Genomic DNA, 16134 nt, shown 5'->3' on the forward strand with positions numbered 1-16134 from the left:
CGTCAGCTCAGGCGATATATGTGCCGACCGGACTTGCGATTCGCGGGCAAACCACGCTCCAACGGACAGCTCCAACAGTCCGCATCTGATCCGGATGGCTCTATTGCGCAGCGCATTGGCCGTTACGCTCCTTTCAGGCGTCTTGTTTACCCGGTGGTGGCTGCGAAGATATCCAAGGATATCTTCGCAGGGGTAACACTCATGGAAAACGAACACTTGGAGGCCGCGCAACGCAGCGTTTCGGCGGTTACCGGCGGCCTGGCCCCATGGCGACTGGAGCTGGTCAAGCAGCAGATCCATGCTGACTTGGGCAAGAAAATTTCCGTGCCACAGCTTGCTCAGTCATGTTCCCTGTCGCGCAGTCACTTTTCCCGGGCCTTCAAGCGCAGCACCGGCATGTCTCCCCAGGACTGGATTCGCCATCAGCGGATTGCCCAGGCGCAGAAACTGATCAAGGACTCCCGCTTGACCCTGACGCAAATCAGCGCCGAATGCGGTTTTTTTGATCAGGCGCATTTTTCCCATATGTTCACCAAAACCGCCGGCACCAACCCGGCGATCTGGCGATTTCAGGCGCTCGCGGCAGTGGGTGCCTGATTAAACCGCCGCGATCAGGTCGAGTTCTACCGTGGCATTTTTCGGCAGTTGATAAACGCCAATCGAGCTGCGCGTGTGGGCGCCGGCATCACCCAGAACGAAAAACAGAATCTCTGACGCGGCGTCCGCTACTTCGCTTTGCTGGGTAAAGTCCTCGGCGCATTGCACGTACAGAGTCATGCGCAGCAGACGTTTGACTTCATCAAGCGAACCCAGGCTGCGTTGCACAAGGGCCAGGGCGCGCATGGCGCAGATTTTCGCCGCCAGTTGCGCCTGGGCGAGACTGGTATCGGCGCCAGCGCGGCCGGTGACTACAACCGTGTCACCGACTCGAGGAATCTGGCCGCTGATATACAGTTCGTTCTGGTGGCGAACGATAGGGACGTAATTGCCGCCGATCTTGATTTCTCCGTCGAAGCTGTAACCCAACTCTTGGGCTGTTTGTCTGAAACGGGCGTCTGCTGACATCGGGCATCCTGCGCTGCGGTTGAGGAAACGATTGGCGCGACTATAGCGTGATCGCGCAGTAGCGGCCATTTGCCTGAGCCGGCGCAAGGCGCCGAATATTCGGCACCTTGTGTACGGCCTGATAGCTACTTGCGGGCTTCGATAATCAGGTTGAACGGCGTTTCAGCCGCGCGGCGAAAGCGCGTGAATCCCGCCTGGGTCAGCACATCGCGCAATCGCCCCTCGCCAGCCTGGGCACCGAGACCCAGCCCCACCTCCTGTGAAAGCGAGTTCGGCGTGCAGATGAATGTCGACGCGGCGTAATACAAGCGTCCCACCGGCGTCAGGTTTTCATCCAGATGATCCTGGGCGAACGGTTCGACCAAAAGCACTGTGCCATCGTCACGCAACGTTTCGTAAGCATGCCGTGCGGCGCCGACCGGGTCGCCCATGTCGTGCAGGCAATCGAAGTAGCAGATCAGATCGTAGTCATTGCCGGGAAAGTCTTTGGCGGAGCCTTGCTGGAAGCGGGCTCGGTCGCTGACGCCAGCCTGTTCGGCACGTTGCGTTGCGGTATCGATGGAGGGCGCATGGTAGTCGAAACCGACAAAGGTCGAGGCTGGAAACGCCTGGGCCATGATCACCGTCGAAGCGCCATGACCGCAGCCGATGTCGGCCACCTTGCCGCCGGTCTTGAGTTTCTCGACGACACCGTCCAGCGCCGGCAGCCAGTCGGCCACCAGATGCGCACGGTAGCCTGGCCTGAAAAACCGCTCCGTGCCGCTGAACATGCAGGGATGATGGTCGCCCCAGGGCAATGCGCCATCGCCGCGCATGGCCGCGACCATTTTGTCCTTGTCGTGAAACAGCGCCGCGACCACTGCCGCGCCACCGGTCATGTACACCGGTGAGTCTTCGCTCCCGAGTACCAGCGCTTGTTCTTCGGGCAGGCGAAACTGGCCGTCGCGATGCTCAACGTAGCCGGATGCCGCCTGGGCACTGAGCCATTCGCGAACCAGACGTGCATTGCAACCGGTCTTGCCGGCCAGCGCTTCAGGGGTCACCCATTGGCTATCGGCCATGACCTGATACAGCCCGAGTTCTTCACCAAGAATCATGTTGGCAACAATTGCCGCTGCGCCCATGTCGTAGACCAGCTTGCCCATGAATTCACCGAGTTTTGCTTCGTCCATGGTCTGTCCTCCTCTGTAATCACCGCAGCCCGGACATGTCTGATGCGCCAACCCTTGAGTGGCAGCAGCGTTCTGAATGGTTGGACCAGTTAGCGATAAACAGCATAAGGCACCTCCTGAGAAGGTCGGCACCTGGAATTGAGCGCATCCGGCTGGCGCCGTGATGGCCGACGCGCGTCTGCCTCCGCCACGTAGTCGCGTGCTGAGACGACTGCCTCCATGTAAGGAATAGCAGCGTTTTCGCGTCTGGAGCTGACCGGTGATCTTTTTTCCGGGTAGCCAAGTAGAATCACGCCCTGAATGGCTTTTGAGGTTTGCGGTGGTGGATGTTCAACAGGGCTTTATCCTGAGCCGGCATTGGCGTGACACGCCAGCCGGTACCGAAGTCGAGTTCTGGCTGGCGACCGATGACGGTCCTCGGCATCTGCGCCTGCCTTTTCAACCTTCAGTTGCCTTCATTCCCGCCGAACATCGCGAACGCGCCGAAGCGGTGCTGCGTAGCGAGCGCGATGTCGAGCTTCGCCCGTTGAGCCTCTGTGATTTCCGTCATCGCCCCGTGCTCGGCCTTTACTGCCAGCAGCATCGGCAACTCATGAACCTCGAAAAATCCCTGCGCAAGGGTGGCGTGGATGTCTACGAAGCCGACATCCGGCCACCGGAGCGCTACATGATGGAGCGATTCATCACCGCCGGTGTGCAATTCAGCGGCGCGGCGGACGCCGGTGGCACGTTGTGCGAGGCGCAGATCAAGCCCGCCACGGATTACCGACCCAACTTGCGCCTGGTCTCTCTGGATATCGAAACCACGGAAAAGGGCGAGCTGTATTCCATCGCGCTTGAGGGCTGCGGCGAGCGGCAGGTGTATATGCTCGGGCCGCCTAACGGCGATGACAGTCTGGTCGATTTCAAGCTTGAATACTGCGACACCCGCAAGCTGCTGCTGGAGAGGCTCAATCAATGGCTGGAACGCCATGACCCCGATGCCATCATCGGCTGGAACGTGGTGCAGTTCGACCTGCGCGTGCTGCATGAGCACGCCCAGCGTCTTCAAGTGCCATTGCGTCTCGGGCGCGGTGGTGAAGCCATGGGCTGGCGCGAACATGGCTCGCGCAACAATCATTTCTTTGCCGATGCCAGCGGGCGTTTGATCATCGACGGCATCGAAGCGCTGCGCTCCGCGACCTGGAGTTTTCCTTCGTTCAGCCTGGAAAACGTGGCCCAGACGTTGCTCGGCGAAGGCAAGGCGATCAGCACGCCTTACCAGCGCATGGACGAAATCAACCGCATGTTCGCCGAAGACAAGCCTGCGCTGGCGCGCTACAACCTCAAGGACTGTGAACTGGTCACACGCATCTTTGCCAAGACCCAGTTGCTGACGTTTTTGCTGGAGCGGGCATCAGTGACAGGGCTGCCTGCAGACCGCAGCGGTGGCTCGGTCGCTGCATTTTGCCACCTGTACATCCCGTTGATGCACCGCCAGGGCTTCGTCGCGCCGAATCTCGGCGAGCGCATGCCCGAGGCAAGTCCCGGCGGTTTTGTCATGGATTCGCAGCCTGGCTTGTATGAGTCGGTGCTGGTTCTGGATTACAAAAGCCTTTATCCATCGATCATCCGCACCTTCCTGATTGATCCGGTGGGATTGGTCGAAGGCATTCGCCACCCCGATGATGAACATTCCGTGCCGGGCTTTCGTGGGGCGAGGTTTTCGCGCACGCGGCATTGTTTGCCGGCCATCGTCGAGCGGGTCTGGCAGGGCCGGGAGACCGCCAAACGCGAACACAATCTGCCGTTGTCCCAGGCTCTTAAGATCATCATGAATGCGTTCTATGGCGTGCTCGGTTCCAGCGGCTGTCGTTTCTTCGATACCCGGCTGGCGTCGTCGATTACCTTGCGCGGCCACGAGATCATGCGCAAAACCCGGCAGCTGATCGAAGCCCGGGGTTATACCGTGATCTACGGCGACACGGATTCCACCTTCGTCTGGCTCAAAAGCCCCCACAGCGAAGCGGATGCGGCGCAGATCGGCCAGACACTGGTGCGTCAGGTCAATCTATGGTGGCGCGAGCATTTGCAAGAGGAATTGGGCCTTGGGAGTGCTCTGGAATTGCAATTCGAGACCCACTTCAAACGGTTCCTGATGCCGACCATTCGTGGCGCGGAGGAGGGCAGCAAAAAGCGCTATGCCGGGCTGGTCAGGCGTGCCGATGGCTCGGACGAGATGATTTACAAAGGTCTGGAAACGGTGCGTACCGACTGGTCACCACTGGCGCGGCAGTTCCAGCAAGCCTTGTACCTGCGCATCTTCAATCGCCAGCCCTATCAGGATTACGTGCGCGAATACGTGCGGCGAACTGTGGCGGGGGACTTCGACGACCTGTTGGTTTATCGCAAGCGTTTACGTCGGCGACTGGACGATTATGAACGCAACGTTCCGCCTCATGTGCGGGCCGCGCGTCTGGCCGATGAGTACAATGATTTGCACCACCGCCCGCGCCAGTATCAGAACGGCGGCTGGATCAGTTACGTCATCACGGTGGCCGGTCCGGAGCCGCTGGAAACCCAGCATTCGCCCATTGACTACGACCATTACGTCAGCCGGCAACTGCAACCGATCGCCGATGCCATTTTGCCCTTCGTGGACGATGAATTCAGCACTTTAATCGGCGGGCAACTGGGCTTGTTCTGACCGGGGAAATAAGTAATCGGGCGGGCGGGAAGTTAGCGGCTCGCCCGAAGTCACTGAGGCGCTAGTTATCAGCCGTTGGAACAGCCGTTACCAATAATCAGGTAGCGCATGATATGCCGTTGTCCACGTGAGTCTTCATAAGCCATTTCAACCGAGACCGGGCCGCAAACGTTTGGAACTTCCGATGTTTCGAGAACTTTAGCGATATCCGGGTGATCGCCGTAGACATAGTCTTCGATCGGCGTGCTCTGCGGGTTGGCCACAGCGCTGCCGTCCATGGCCAACGCATGAGCGCTCGCACCCGTGAATGCGATCGCGATAAGCGCGACTCTGATATTCATTTGATTTTCCTGATGGCTAATTCATAAACAGAGAAAGTTGTAAGTTGCGCGCCTGCATTTAGTTAACTTCCTGCTGTAAGCGGTCGGTTAATCTTGCCGGTCAATTTGTCATGTCGCGCATGGTAGAAGTAAAAGCCCAGAGAAGGTAGCCATCATTATGCAAAACAGTCTTTACCAAAAGCGTAATAATAGAATGGCGTACAACGTATTTGATTGAGGCAGTGCGCAGTAGTTGAGGGGTGTCCAGTAGACTTAAGTCGACAGCAGACTTGCTGCCAGTTCAGGCAGTAACACATCACAGGATATCTCGATCTTCAGGTCCAGTAATTCATCGGCCCGGGTTTTGCCGAAATTGATCGCCACCAGAGGTTTGCCTTGAGCATTGATCGCCTTGCACAGACGAAATGCGGAATAGGCCATCAGTGATGAGCCGATCACCAGCAGTCCATCCGCTTCCTCGACACTGGCCATCGCCTTGGCGGCAGTTGGCGCAGCGACGTTTTCGCCGAAGAACACCACGTCCGGTTTAAGTCGCTGCCCGCTGCATTGAGGGCAATCAGGGACCTGAAAATTCGCTTCGAAAGCCGTGTCCAGCAAGGTGTCGCCGTCAGGCGCCTGGACTGCGTCGATGCCGAGCAGATAGTGATTGTCAGCTTCCATGATCAGTTGAATCGCCCCACGATCAAAGCGCTCGCCGCAGTCCAGGCATAACACTCGATGCAGGCTGCCGTGCAACTCGATCACGTCGTGGCTGCCGGCTTGATCGTGGAGCGTATCGACATTCTGGGTGATCAGCCCGGCGATGTGTCCGGCGCGCTGCATGGCTGCCAGAGAGAGGTGCGCAGGATTGGGCAGAGCCTTGCGAATTCTTGGCCAACCGAGCATGGCCCGCGCCCAGTAGCGACGACGCGAGTCCGGCACGGTGAGGAATTCGGTCAGCATCATCGGTGCCTTGCCCCGGCGCACGCCGTCGCTGTCCCGGTAATCAGGAATTCCCGAAGGCGTGCTGATACCGGCGCCGGTCAAGACCATGAAGCGCTTTTCAGCCAGTAGTGTGCGCAGCGCCTCGACGGGGGAAAGGGACGGATTGTCGAGCATTTGTAATCTCCGGGGCCTGGGCGATATAAAACCCGTTGGGCGGTCAAGGGCCACAGGTTGAGGTGAATACTAGTCGAGGCTCGCCGCCGATAGCGAACTAAACGATGCGCTCCGGGCTGCAGTGTCACCGCTGAGGGGTTGGCCTTTCGCCGGTCCGCATGCCAGTCTTGGGTTCTTTTGTTGCCCAAGGTGCGCCTGCATGAGCCGTTTCCATTTCAAACAAATCGATGTGTTCAGCAAGCACAGGTTACTCGGCAACCCGCTGGCTGTTGTGCTGCGCGCCGATGAGCTGAGTGATGCACGGATGGCCGCCTTCGCCCGCTGGACCAACCTGAGCGAAACCACCTTTGTGCTTGAACCGCTCGATCCGCGTGCGGACTATCGGGTGCGGATTTTCACCACGACGCAGGAGCTGCCTTTCGCTGGGCATCCGACATTGGGCAGTTGCCATGCCTGGCTGGAAAGCGGCGGGCAACCCAAGGGTGAAGAGATCATTCAGGAGTGCGGTGTCGGCCTGATTCGCATTCGCCGCCAAGGTACACAACTGGGTTTCACGGCTCCGCCACTGCTGCGCTCGGAAGCGGTCGATGCTCCGTTGCTTGAGCGCATACGTTCAGGCATGGGGCTAGGCGAAAGGGCGATACTCGAAGCGCGCTGGGTCGATAACGGTGCCGGTTGGCTGGCGCTGCGCCTGGAAGATCGTGCCACCGTGCTGGCTCTGCAACCCGATTACGCGCAGCTTGCGGGGCTTGCCGTCGGTGTATTTGCGCCTTGGGATCCGCTGCGTGATGGTGATGAAGCGCAGTTCGAGGTCCGCGCATTCATCGCCGGGGACGGCATGCCGGAAGATCCGGTTACCGGCAGTCTCAATGCGGGAATCGCGCAATGGCTGCTGGGAGCCGGACTGGCGCCGGAGACTTATGTCGTCAGCCAGGGAACCGCCATGGGGCGACAGGGCCGGGTTCATGTTGAACGGGTTGGCGATGACATCTGGATCAGTGGCGAGGCAGTGACGTGCATCGATGGAACACTGGAACTGTAGGCATCGGCTGATGCCCGGTGCTCTCGATCAGGCATGGGTGTCGGCCAGGAACAGAGTACTGATCAAGCGCTTGATGTCTTCCTGGACGTCTTCCGGCAAACCGTCGAGTTCCTTGAGCAGCTTGGTGTCCCCGGCACTCATGGCATCCAGCGCCAGGACTTTACGGGCGCCGGTGATCACGAACAGCACATCGACTCCGGCCTGGGCAACTGCGCCCAGGTAGCCTGCGTTCGGAAACCGTTTGCCCCTTTCGTAGAGCCCTTGGGCGTTGGCTTCTATACCGCCGATGGCGCCTAGCTCCTGCTGGGAAAGATCCAATCTCTTTCTTTCCGATTTTAGCCGGATGCCAATGCCTTCCATTTAGGGTTCTCTGGGTGCTGAAGCCTTCTTATTGAGGGCTCTAGGGAGTGCGTTGTGCGGCGCAGCTTAGCAGATGGGTCAGCGCTTTAGTTTTATCCTTAGTCGCAGTAGCGAGTAAGGCGCAGGCGCGCCCGGTCTTTTTATTTTGCCTGCCGCGCCAGGTTGACGGGCGGTGGTCAATATCCACAGTAAGACAGCGTACTGGCGCTAACGATTATGCGCCGTAAATGAGGCAATGATGCGGGCGGACGGGAATTAAATAAACATCGTGATAAATGGGCGGTTATTTGCATATGGACTAATCACTGCGAGACGCTGATGATGAACCGTATTTAACAATGCCTGCTGCGTAACCTGGTTTATATAACTTTCAACTTGCCTGTTCATTGCCAACGGCTGTTATCTAAATAGTCGATTAAGCTGCTGATCTCTTAGAGTGCTGAGCCTGGCTCCATGACTTTCAGGGGATCGGGGCCGCGGGTAATGCGCTTGCCGGGTTTTGCCGCAACCTGACTGGCCTGACCGTCACGCTGTTTACCCGTCCGGGCCTCGCTGATCAATGCGGGAATCAAAGGCCCTTCCGGCAGGTTTTTCCAGAAACGAGCGGGGAGGTGTCCTTGCATGACCTTGGGATTGAGTCGCGCTGGATTGAAAATGTTGCGGTAGTAAGTCAGCCAGAGTTCGCCCTGAGGATCTTCCGGGTTGCGCGCAAGCTCTTGCCATGCAGGGGAGCAAACACGTTCGTGGGTCAGCTGTTTGCCATCGAAATAAACCCCGTCCGCCGGAGTGGCAATCATCCAGCGGTGCAGCCCCATGCGGCCGATGAAGTGCTGGCTGGCGCTGTACAGGATGTCGTGGGCGGGTTCATGCCAGGCGACGTATTGGGGACGAAGCGCTTCCAGGCGTGATCGCTCCTGCGGCGACAATTCCAGAGGCAATTCCAGGACCGGCAGCTCGACAAAGCGCAAAAAGGCATGCAAATGATGCGCTTCGCGGCTGACTTGCTTGATCCGTCGATGCAGTTCACTGCCCAGTTTGTCGCCGGCGAGCATGGCCGTGCGATCACCATGGCTGACCCGCCACAAGACTTCATACAGCAGGCTCCAGCGCTGTTCGCCCCGATAACATGCGGCGTTGCCCAGCAGTTCGATCAGTGCCAAGGGTATGCGCGCCTGAAAAGGACCGGCTTGCTGCGGATAGTGCTCGTCCGTGGCAAACAGGTCTTTGGCCACGTCTGAAGACCAGCTCACCTGGCTGGGATCGATTTCGTGGCTGAGCAGCCAGCGTGCTTGCTGCCGCCAGGTGTCGAAGAGATTGTCGCAGTCCAGGCTGATCATCCCCACAACCCCAGTTGTTGTGGCTGCGGTTTGTCGCGCAATTGCAGATGCAGCAATTCGCTGGTGGTTTCCGCCTGAGGCGGGTGGTAATCACTGGTGATGATGAAGGGCTTGGCCTTGGCCAGCACGCAACGCAGGCGGGTCAGGTCTTCGTAGCGAATCCGCCGTTGCAGGCGCAGCTCGACCAGCCGCTTGGTGGTGCGGATACCGATTCCCGGAATACGCGCGATCAGGGAGGCTTCGGCGCGATTCAGGTCCAGCGGGAACACATCTCGATTGGCCAGGGCCCAGGCCAGTTTCGGATCGATATCCAGCGCCAGATGCCCCGGCCCCTTGAACAGTTCGTTGACCTTGAAACCGTAGCCGCGCAACAGGAAGTCGGCCTGATACAAGCGATGCTCACGCATCAGCGGCGGGGCTGCCAGCGGTACACTTTTCGGGCTATTGGGGATGGGGCTGAACGCCGAGTAATAGACGCGGCGCAGACCGAAGTCGCCGTAGAGTGATTCGGCGCTGTGCAAGATGGTGCTGTCGTCGGTGTCATCGGCGCCCACGATCATTTGCGTACTTTGCCCGGCGGGCACGAAACGCGGGGCGCGCGGTTCGTTGAGAATGGTTTGCTGCCCGGTAAAAATGGTCTTCATGGCTTGCTTGATGGACGCCACGTCTTTTTCCGGCGCTAAGGTCTTGAGGCCCAGATCTGTCGGCAACTCAATATTGACGCTGAGGCGATCGGCATAGCGGCCAGCCTGTTCAATCAGCAGCGGATCAGCTTCCGGAATGGTCTTGAGATGGATGTAGCCGCGAAAATTATGTTCTTCGCGCAACAGCCGGGCGACTTCGATCAGCTGCTCCATGGTGTAGTCCGCCGAGCGAATGATCCCCGAACTCAGAAACAGGCCACTGACGCAGTTGCGCCGGTAAAAATCCAGGGTCAGCGTCACCACTTCCGCAGGGCTGAACCGCGCGCGCGGCACATCGCTTGAGCGGCGGTTGACGCAGTATTGGCAGTCATACAGACAAAAGTTGGTCAGCAGGATTTTCAGCAACGAAACACAGCGGCCGTCCGGCGTATAGCTGTGACAGATACCCATGCCATTGCTGGAACCCAATCCGGCCTTGCCCTCGGAGCTGCGCTTGGGCGCGCCGCTGCTGGCGCAGGACGCATCATATTTGGCGGCGTCAGCGAGGATGCTGAGCTTTTCGATCAGCTGCATGGGAAACTCCGTTACTGTTCGGATATACAGTAATCGCCTAATGCATCGTGTTCAAGGAATGGATCGCCTGTGGCGTGACGTTGGTCGGAAAGGCAATCGACGTCACGATGCTTCGCTGCGCCGCCATTCACAGGTAATGTGCGCGCACTGACGTCCGCTTCAGAAGCCGGCCGCTCACCTTCAACAGGAATCACCCATGCAACTGGAATGGCTGGAAGACTTCATCGAGCTGGCGCGCACGCGGAGTCTGTCGCGAGCCGCGGAAATCCGTTGCGTGACGCACCCGGCCTTCGGGCGGCGGATCAAGGCGTTGGAGGACTGGTTCGGTGTGCCCTTGATCGAACGTAAACAACCGCTGTCGCTGACGCCCGCCGGGTTGTTGTTTCTTGAGGCTGCAAGCCAATCTCTGGGCCTGCTGACGGCGGCCCGCGCGCAATTTCAGAGTGTCGGGCTCAATCGTGATGAGCCGCTGCGGATTGCCACCGGGCGAACCCTGGCCAGCAACTTTTTCCCGGACTGGTACGAGACGCTCAATCAGCGTTTTGGCTCGTTTCCGGTGTCGCTGGTCACCAGCGGTTCGCAGGAAGCCATCAGTCGGGTGTCGGCGGGGGACGTGGATTTGCTGCTGATTTTCTCCAGCCCGCTGACGCAGATTCTGATTGACCCCGAACGCTTTGATTCGCTGGTGTTGGCCCGTGAAGAAATGATCCCGGTCAGCGCGCCCGATGCCAATGGCCAGCCGCGTTTTCAGATCACGCCGGACGGCGGCGCTTCAAGTGTTCCATGGCTGGCTTTTTCGCCGACCCTGGCATTGCGCGGCGTCCTTGCCCAGCACCTGGCCGGCCTGCCGCAGCGGTTGGCGCTGCGTATGACCTATCAAGCCGACTCCTATGAGTCGATCCTGCAAATGGCCAAGCGCGGCAATGGCTTGGCCTGGCTGCCGCGCATGGTGGTCAGGGCCGCGTTGCAGGAGGGCGAGTTGGTGGTCGCCGGTGGGCCGGAGTTGACCATCGGTTTTGATATTTCCCTGCATCGACGCAGTTCAAACCAGGCCGAACAGGTGATGAGGATCTGGCGCGGGCTGGCAGAAGATGCACCGATAGAGGGCAAATGAAAAAAACTTGGCAACGTCACGGCGGCGCAAACCCAGTAGCGGTGCCCGGCGTGCCCAATGGGCTCAAGGATGTGCCCAAACAGCAATTGTTCCGGCATAAGTGTTGATTCAAGTTAGTCCCAGGGTGAACGAATCAGGCATCTTCAGCTGTTCGAGCACTCCCGCTGATAAAAATATCGCAAGTGCATTGTCGCCCTGACCATTCGACAAGAGCACTTGCCTCTGAGAAGCCGGGGCTCATTCATGACACTTCAAACCACTGCAACACATGCTTCCATTGCCAGGCCAAAGCGCGGCCCATGGAAGGAAATCGTCGCGGCCAGTATTGGCAACGCACTCGAATTCTATGACCTGCTGATCTACGGCTATTTCGCGGTGGTTATCGGCAAGCTGTTTTTCCCCTCGGATAACGAAACCACGTCGCTTTTGCTCAGCGTCGGTTCGTTTGGCATCTCCTTCCTCATGCGGCCTCTGGGTGCGATGGTGCTGGGTTCCTATGCGGACCGGGCAGGGCGCAAGGCTTCGCTGACGATGTCGATCCTGATCATGATGATCGGCACGGCGATGATCACCTTTACGCCGTCGTACCAGCAGATTGGGGTCGCCGCGCCGATGATCATCATCGTTGCGCGGATGCTGCAAGGTTTCTCCACCGGTGGCGAGTTCGGCGCGGCGACGGCCTTCATGGTCGAGCACGCCGATGCCAAGCGCCGGGGCTTCTTCGCCAGCTGGCAGTTGTCGACCCAAGGCCTGGCAACGGTGTTGGCCGCTGGCGTCAGTGCATTGCTGAGTTATGTGTTGACCGACGTGCAGCTCAACGATTGGGGCTGGAGAGTCGCGTTCGGTATCGGTTTGCTGATTGGCCCGGTGGGTTTCTACATTCGTAGCCAGATCGACGAAACACCGGATTTCCAGAAAGTCGCCGCTGCCGTCGATGCGCCAAAGCGAACTCCACTGCGCGATGTGCTGATCAAAGGCCATGTCAGCCTGTTGCTGGCCATCGGGGTTGTCGCTGGCGCCACGGCGTTCAACTACGTGCACAAGCTGTACATGCCGACCTACGCCCTCAAACAGCTGCACATTGCTGCGACCTCCTCGTACATGGGCGCCCTGGTGACCGGCGTGACCTTGATGTTTATGGCACCTGTGTTTGGCACGCTGTCCGATACCCATGGCCGATTCCGGGTGTTGAGCATTGCGCTGTTGATCACCGGCCTGTCGTCGTACCCGATGTTCGTTCTGCTCAATACCTATCCCACCGTCACCACGTTGTTGCTGGTGCAGGCCATCGTCGGGGTGTTGATTGCAGCGTGTCTGGGACCGATTCCGGCCATGCTCGCGGATATCTTCCCGACCAGCATTCGTGGCACGGGGCTGGCCTTGAGTTACAACTTTTCCGTCACCTTGTTCGGTGGTTTCGCGCCACTGATCGTGACCTGGATGATCGAGGCCACCGGCAGCAAGCTGGCGCCGAGTTTCTACGTCATGGGCACCGCGCTGATCAGCGTGATCGCCGTCGTCGCCTTGGGCCGCCGTATGCGCGGAACCGTCCAGCACTGATATTCAAACCACCCATAACAAGATCATTTCATGCCAGCTCAATGGGGCTGGCGGATACACGCCTTTGACTGTCGGAGATTGCAATGAAGACCCTTGAACAAGTTCGCGCAACGCTGCAACCGTACCCCATGGAGGTCGAGTTTCCGGACATCAGCCAATGGCAGACCGGCACTGACGGCGTTGACTACGTACACAGTTTTGCCAGTGACGAGCCCGGCCCGCACGTGATGATCATGGCCCTGACCCATGGCAACGAAGTCAGCGGCGCGATTGCCGTCGATGCGCTGTTGCGCGCAGGCATTCGCCCACGCCAAGGCCGATTGACCCTGGCGTTCGGCAACGTCGAAGCCTACAACCGCTTCGATTCGCAGGACATCGACGCGACCCGCTATATCGACGAAGACATGAATCGGGTCTGGCTGCCTGCCCGGCTCGACGGTGAAGAATCGACCGTCGAGCTGAATCGGGCGCGGGCACTGCGGCCGATTATCGACAGCGTTGACTTGCTGCTGGATATTCACTCGATGCACGAAGAAGCCGCGCCAGTGATGATGAGTGGCGCACGCAGCAAGGGGCTGGAATTCGCCGCCGCGCTGGGCGTACCGGAAACAGTGATCGTTGATGCCGGGCATCCCAATGGCAAGCGTATGCGCGATTACCGGGACTTCAATGACGCCGCGAGCAAGAAGAACGCCTTGTTGATCGAAACCGGCCAGCACTTTTCCAGGCGCAGTGAGCGTGTTGCGCTGGATATCGCCGCGCGTTTCCTGATCACGACCAAGGTGGTCGAAGAGCGCGACGTCGCCGCATTTCTGTCGGCCGACAAACCGGTTGCGCAGCGCTTCCTGCAAGTGACTGAACCCGTCGTCGCCAGCAGCATGGATTTCACGTTCAGCGAGGATTTTCGCGGGCTGGAACTGATCGAGCATGCCGGGACTGTGATCGCCCGTGATGGCGAGCGCGACATTGTCACGCCGTACGACAATTGCGTGCTGGTCCAGCCTTCGTTGCGTCACCTTGGTCCTGGCGTCACGGTGGTCAGGTTGGCCAAGGTGATCGATCCGGCGACCCTGCATCTGCCCCGTTGATCAGCGTCGAATCAAGCGCTACAAACCCTGGCTCGCGCGGATCAGGTCGTAGGCTTTGCGGGCCAGCGGGTTGACGGTGTTGGGCCTGATCCACAAGTGGTAGGTCACATCGGGAAGACGCGGCAGGCCGTCGTTTTCCCCCAATACGCGCATGTCCGGCCCGAGCATTTCCATGCTCCGCGCCGTGACGCCAAGCCCGGCGCGGGTGGCGGCTTTGATACCGATCAGGTTCGAAGCCAGATACGCCTGGCGCCAGGCAATATTGGCGCGCTCCAGCGCCTCCAGCGCATAGCGTCGATAGATGCTCGGCTCGTCTACCAGAATCAGTGGCAGCGGCTCGTCGGGCACATGAATGTACTGCGCCGAGCAGATCCACCAGACCGGTGAAGTGCGCAGCGCAAAGCCTTCAAGGGTCGGATCTTCCCGGGTGGAAATCACCATGTCGACTTTACCCCGATGCAGATCATCCATCAGGAACGGGCTGCGCCCGACGTCGATTTCCAGGCGCAGGCGCGGTGCCGAACGGGCGATATGGCTGAGAATCGGCGGCAGGATGGTGTCGGCGATATCGTGAGGCGAACCGATGCGCAACACGCCGCTCAAGCTGCTTTCGCGCAGCGAGTTAAGCGCTTCATCATTCAGCGAAAGCATCAGCCGCGCGTGCCGCAATAGCTGGCGGCCCGGTTCGGTCAGCTGCTTTTGCCTGCCCTGCTTCTGAAAAAGACTCACGCCCACTTGCTGCTCCAGGCGCTGCATATGCTGAGTGACCGAGGATTGGGTTCTCGCCAGCTGCGCGCCGGCCTCGGCGAAGCTGTGGTGGTCGACCACGGCGATGAACGTGCGGAGCAAATCCAGGTCGAGGGTTGCGGTAGCGTCGGTGTCAGCCATGTTTTTTGAATGGATTCATATCAGCGTCGAGGCTTAATACATTACGTATTTTTATGTGAATGTGAAAAGCGTTTATTGGCTATTCGGGTTTAGACCAATAGACATGGGGTTTTTACACTGTGTGTCGCATCTTGGATACTGAAAGTTATAACCATATTTGATATTTGAATTTCCGTTCGTCGCTGGCTGTACCTAGGATGCCCACACATCAGGTCGGGGTACGCCGATCATCAGCCAGGGGAATTCCATGCCGAACACTCGTTTGCCAGCTTCAAAATCAATGCCCGCCGTGCTGGGTATTCTGTTCTCGCTGGCATTCAGCGGTTGGGTTCAGGCGGATGCAACCCTGGACAAAATCCAGGAGCGCCATCGTCTGGTGGTCGGCGTGTTGTTGTCCGGTGGCCCGTTTGGCTCCATCGACCCCGCCAATCAGAAGCCCAAAGGCTTGAACGTCGATCTGGCCGAAGACCTGGGCCGCAGGCTGAATGCGGAAGTGGAACTGGTGCCGGTGCTGCCCGCCAACCGCGTGCAGTTCTTGCAGCAGGGCAAGGTTGATCTGCTGATCGCCAACATGGAATGGACGGCTGAGCGCGGGCAGATTCTCGGCTCGGTGCCAACGCCTTTCTACTGGGTCGGCGGCACTGCCGCCGTATTGAAAGACAGCAAGATCACCACTTGGCAAGACCTCAAGGGCCAGCCGGTCTGCACGTCTCAGGGCAGCAGCTATGTCAAGCCGCTGACCGAGCTCGGCGCTGAACTCAAGGCCTTCAAAAGTTCGTCGGAATCCTTGCTGGCACTGCGCGGCAACAACTGCGTCGCGGCTGTCCACGATGCTACGCTGATCAATCCGTTGTTGGCCGATAACGCCGAATGGAAGGATTACCGCGCCATTGCCCCGGAACTCAATCCAGCGCCGTCGGTAATCTGGACGCGCCTGGGCGAAGTGGATACCCAGGCCAAACTGGATGCCATCGTCAAAGACTGGCACCGCAGCGGTTTCCTGATCGAAGCGGAAAAACGCCACCACATCACGCCTGCCTCGCCAGCGTTGGTGGATTTGCACGACAAATTCAAAGGCTGAAGTCTTCAGCGCCGAAAGAAGTGCAAACAGCGTCGATCGGTCGGTAGGAGGGGACTTGTCCCCGAACAGGCAAATCCAGCGCCTA

15 protein-coding genes are annotated in these 16134 nt (G+C 59.0%); 7 read left to right on the forward strand and 8 right to left on the reverse strand.

The features are described from left to right. The first annotated feature begins 201 nt into the window (after positions 1 to 201). Positions 202 to 597: a helix-turn-helix domain-containing protein gene (locus CFII64_RS06190; protein ID WP_020289922.1), complete on the forward strand. Its 396-nt coding sequence runs from the start codon at positions 202 to 204 to the stop codon at positions 595 to 597. Here CFII64_RS06190 and CFII64_RS06195 read toward each other — a convergent pair whose 3' ends face one another. Together CFII64_RS06195 and CFII64_RS06200 are read right to left on the reverse strand one after the other, a co-directional pair. After that, complete coding sequence (locus CFII64_RS06195) at positions 598 to 1065, reverse strand: RidA family protein (protein ID WP_020289923.1); 468 nt, start codon at positions 1063 to 1065, stop codon at positions 598 to 600. A gap of 125 nt (positions 1066 to 1190) precedes the next feature. Then, positions 1191 to 2237, reverse strand: coding sequence for a class I SAM-dependent methyltransferase (locus CFII64_RS06200; protein WP_020289924.1), 1047 nt, complete (start codon positions 2235 to 2237; stop codon positions 1191 to 1193). 322 nt (positions 2238 to 2559) lie between these two features. On the opposite strand from CFII64_RS06200, the gene CFII64_RS06205 reads away from it, so the two are divergent. Continuing rightward, positions 2560 to 4923, forward strand: a complete 2364-nt coding sequence (locus tag CFII64_RS06205) for a DNA polymerase II (RefSeq protein WP_044901219.1) — start codon at positions 2560 to 2562, stop codon at positions 4921 to 4923. A 68-nt stretch (positions 4924 to 4991) separates the two neighbouring features. Here the strand turns inward: CFII64_RS06205 and CFII64_RS06210 are convergent, their stop codons facing one another. Next, positions 4992 to 5264 (reverse strand): DUF2790 domain-containing protein, encoded by a 273-nt coding sequence (locus tag CFII64_RS06210; RefSeq protein ID WP_020289926.1) that lies wholly within the window; start codon positions 5262 to 5264, stop codon positions 4992 to 4994. 252 nt (positions 5265 to 5516) lie between these two features. After that, positions 5517 to 6362, reverse strand: coding sequence for an NAD-dependent protein deacetylase (locus CFII64_RS06215; protein ID WP_020289927.1), 846 nt, complete (start codon positions 6360 to 6362; stop codon positions 5517 to 5519). Positions 6363 to 6561: 199 nt separating this feature from the next. Between CFII64_RS06215 and CFII64_RS06220 the strand changes: the two genes are divergently transcribed. Then, on the forward strand, positions 6562 to 7404 hold the full coding sequence (locus CFII64_RS06220) for a PhzF family phenazine biosynthesis protein (protein ID WP_020289928.1): 843 nt from the start codon (positions 6562 to 6564) through the stop codon (positions 7402 to 7404). 27 nt (positions 7405 to 7431) lie between these two features. Here CFII64_RS06220 and CFII64_RS06225 read toward each other — a convergent pair whose 3' ends face one another. From CFII64_RS06225 to CFII64_RS06235, 3 genes are all read right to left on the reverse strand, one after another. Then, the gene (locus CFII64_RS06225) at positions 7432 to 7764 is read right to left on the reverse strand and encodes a helix-turn-helix domain-containing protein (RefSeq protein WP_020289929.1); all 333 of its coding nucleotides are present in this window, start codon (positions 7762 to 7764) and stop codon (positions 7432 to 7434) included. Positions 7765 to 8195: 431 nt separating this feature from the next. After that, the gene (locus tag CFII64_RS06230) at positions 8196 to 9101 is read right to left on the reverse strand and encodes a TIGR03915 family putative DNA repair protein (protein WP_020289930.1); all 906 of its coding nucleotides are present in this window, start codon (positions 9099 to 9101) and stop codon (positions 8196 to 8198) included. Further along, a complete protein-coding gene (locus CFII64_RS06235; protein ID WP_020289931.1) occupies positions 9098 to 10318 on the reverse strand; it encodes a putative DNA modification/repair radical SAM protein in 1221 nt (406 codons plus the stop codon). The genes CFII64_RS06230 and CFII64_RS06235 overlap by 4 nt, the downstream gene beginning before the upstream one ends. 196 nt (positions 10319 to 10514) lie before the next feature. Here CFII64_RS06235 and CFII64_RS06240 point away from each other — a divergent pair, with 196 nt between their 5' ends. From CFII64_RS06240 to CFII64_RS06250, 3 genes are all read left to right on the forward strand, one after another. Next, entirely contained in the window at positions 10515 to 11432 is a 918-nt protein-coding gene (locus CFII64_RS06240; RefSeq protein ID WP_020289932.1) for a LysR family transcriptional regulator, read from the forward strand. A gap of 243 nt (positions 11433 to 11675) precedes the next feature. Continuing rightward, positions 11676 to 12992: an MFS transporter gene (locus CFII64_RS06245; RefSeq protein WP_020289933.1), complete on the forward strand. Its 1317-nt coding sequence runs from the start codon at positions 11676 to 11678 to the stop codon at positions 12990 to 12992. Between the two features lie 83 nt (positions 12993 to 13075). Then, positions 13076 to 14080 carry a succinylglutamate desuccinylase/aspartoacylase family protein gene (locus CFII64_RS06250; protein WP_020289934.1) on the forward strand — a complete coding sequence of 335 codons (1005 nt, stop codon included), beginning with the start codon at positions 13076 to 13078 and terminating at the stop codon, positions 14078 to 14080. An 18-nt stretch (positions 14081 to 14098) separates the two neighbouring features. On the opposite strand, the gene CFII64_RS06255 is transcribed toward CFII64_RS06250, so the two are convergent. Further along, complete coding sequence (locus tag CFII64_RS06255) at positions 14099 to 14968, reverse strand: LysR substrate-binding domain-containing protein (protein WP_020289935.1); 870 nt, start codon at positions 14966 to 14968, stop codon at positions 14099 to 14101. A 247-nt stretch (positions 14969 to 15215) separates the two neighbouring features. Between CFII64_RS06255 and CFII64_RS06260 the strand changes: the two genes are divergently transcribed. Next, a complete protein-coding gene (locus tag CFII64_RS06260) occupies positions 15216 to 16049 on the forward strand; it encodes a transporter substrate-binding domain-containing protein (RefSeq protein ID WP_020289936.1) in 834 nt (277 codons plus the stop codon). The last annotated feature ends 85 nt before the right edge of the window (positions 16050 to 16134 follow it).

It is taken from the genome of Pseudomonas sp. CFII64 (genome assembly GCF_000416235.1).
Taxonomy (GTDB): domain Bacteria; phylum Pseudomonadota; class Gammaproteobacteria; order Pseudomonadales; family Pseudomonadaceae; genus Aquipseudomonas.

Excerpts from the sequence above, each read along its gene's own strand:
- CFII64_RS06190 (WP_020289922.1), top strand. The coding sequence starts at position 202 with ATGGAAAACGAACACTTGGAGGCCGCGCAACGCAGCGTTTCGGCGGTT.
- CFII64_RS06195 (WP_020289923.1), bottom strand. The coding sequence starts at position 1,065 with ATGTCAGCAGACGCCCGTTTCAGACAAACAGCCCAAGAGTTGGGTTAC.
- CFII64_RS06200 (WP_020289924.1), bottom strand. The coding sequence starts at position 2,237 with ATGGACGAAGCAAAACTCGGTGAATTCATGGGCAAGCTGGTCTACGAC.
- CFII64_RS06210 (WP_020289926.1), bottom strand. The coding sequence starts at position 5,264 with ATGAATATCAGAGTCGCGCTTATCGCGATCGCATTCACGGGTGCGAGC.
- CFII64_RS06215 (WP_020289927.1), bottom strand. The coding sequence starts at position 6,362 with ATGCTCGACAATCCGTCCCTTTCCCCCGTCGAGGCGCTGCGCACACTA.
- CFII64_RS06220 (WP_020289928.1), top strand. The coding sequence starts at position 6,562 with ATGAGCCGTTTCCATTTCAAACAAATCGATGTGTTCAGCAAGCACAGG.
- CFII64_RS06225 (WP_020289929.1), bottom strand. The coding sequence starts at position 7,764 with ATGGAAGGCATTGGCATCCGGCTAAAATCGGAAAGAAAGAGATTGGAT.
- CFII64_RS06230 (WP_020289930.1), bottom strand. The coding sequence starts at position 9,101 with ATGATCAGCCTGGACTGCGACAATCTCTTCGACACCTGGCGGCAGCAA.
- CFII64_RS06235 (WP_020289931.1), bottom strand. The coding sequence starts at position 10,318 with ATGCAGCTGATCGAAAAGCTCAGCATCCTCGCTGACGCCGCCAAATAT.
- CFII64_RS06240 (WP_020289932.1), top strand. The coding sequence starts at position 10,515 with ATGCAACTGGAATGGCTGGAAGACTTCATCGAGCTGGCGCGCACGCGG.
- CFII64_RS06245 (WP_020289933.1), top strand. The coding sequence starts at position 11,676 with ATGACACTTCAAACCACTGCAACACATGCTTCCATTGCCAGGCCAAAG.
- CFII64_RS06250 (WP_020289934.1), top strand. The coding sequence starts at position 13,076 with ATGAAGACCCTTGAACAAGTTCGCGCAACGCTGCAACCGTACCCCATG.
- CFII64_RS06255 (WP_020289935.1), bottom strand. The coding sequence starts at position 14,968 with ATGGCTGACACCGACGCTACCGCAACCCTCGACCTGGATTTGCTCCGC.
- CFII64_RS06260 (WP_020289936.1), top strand. The coding sequence starts at position 15,216 with ATGCCGAACACTCGTTTGCCAGCTTCAAAATCAATGCCCGCCGTGCTG.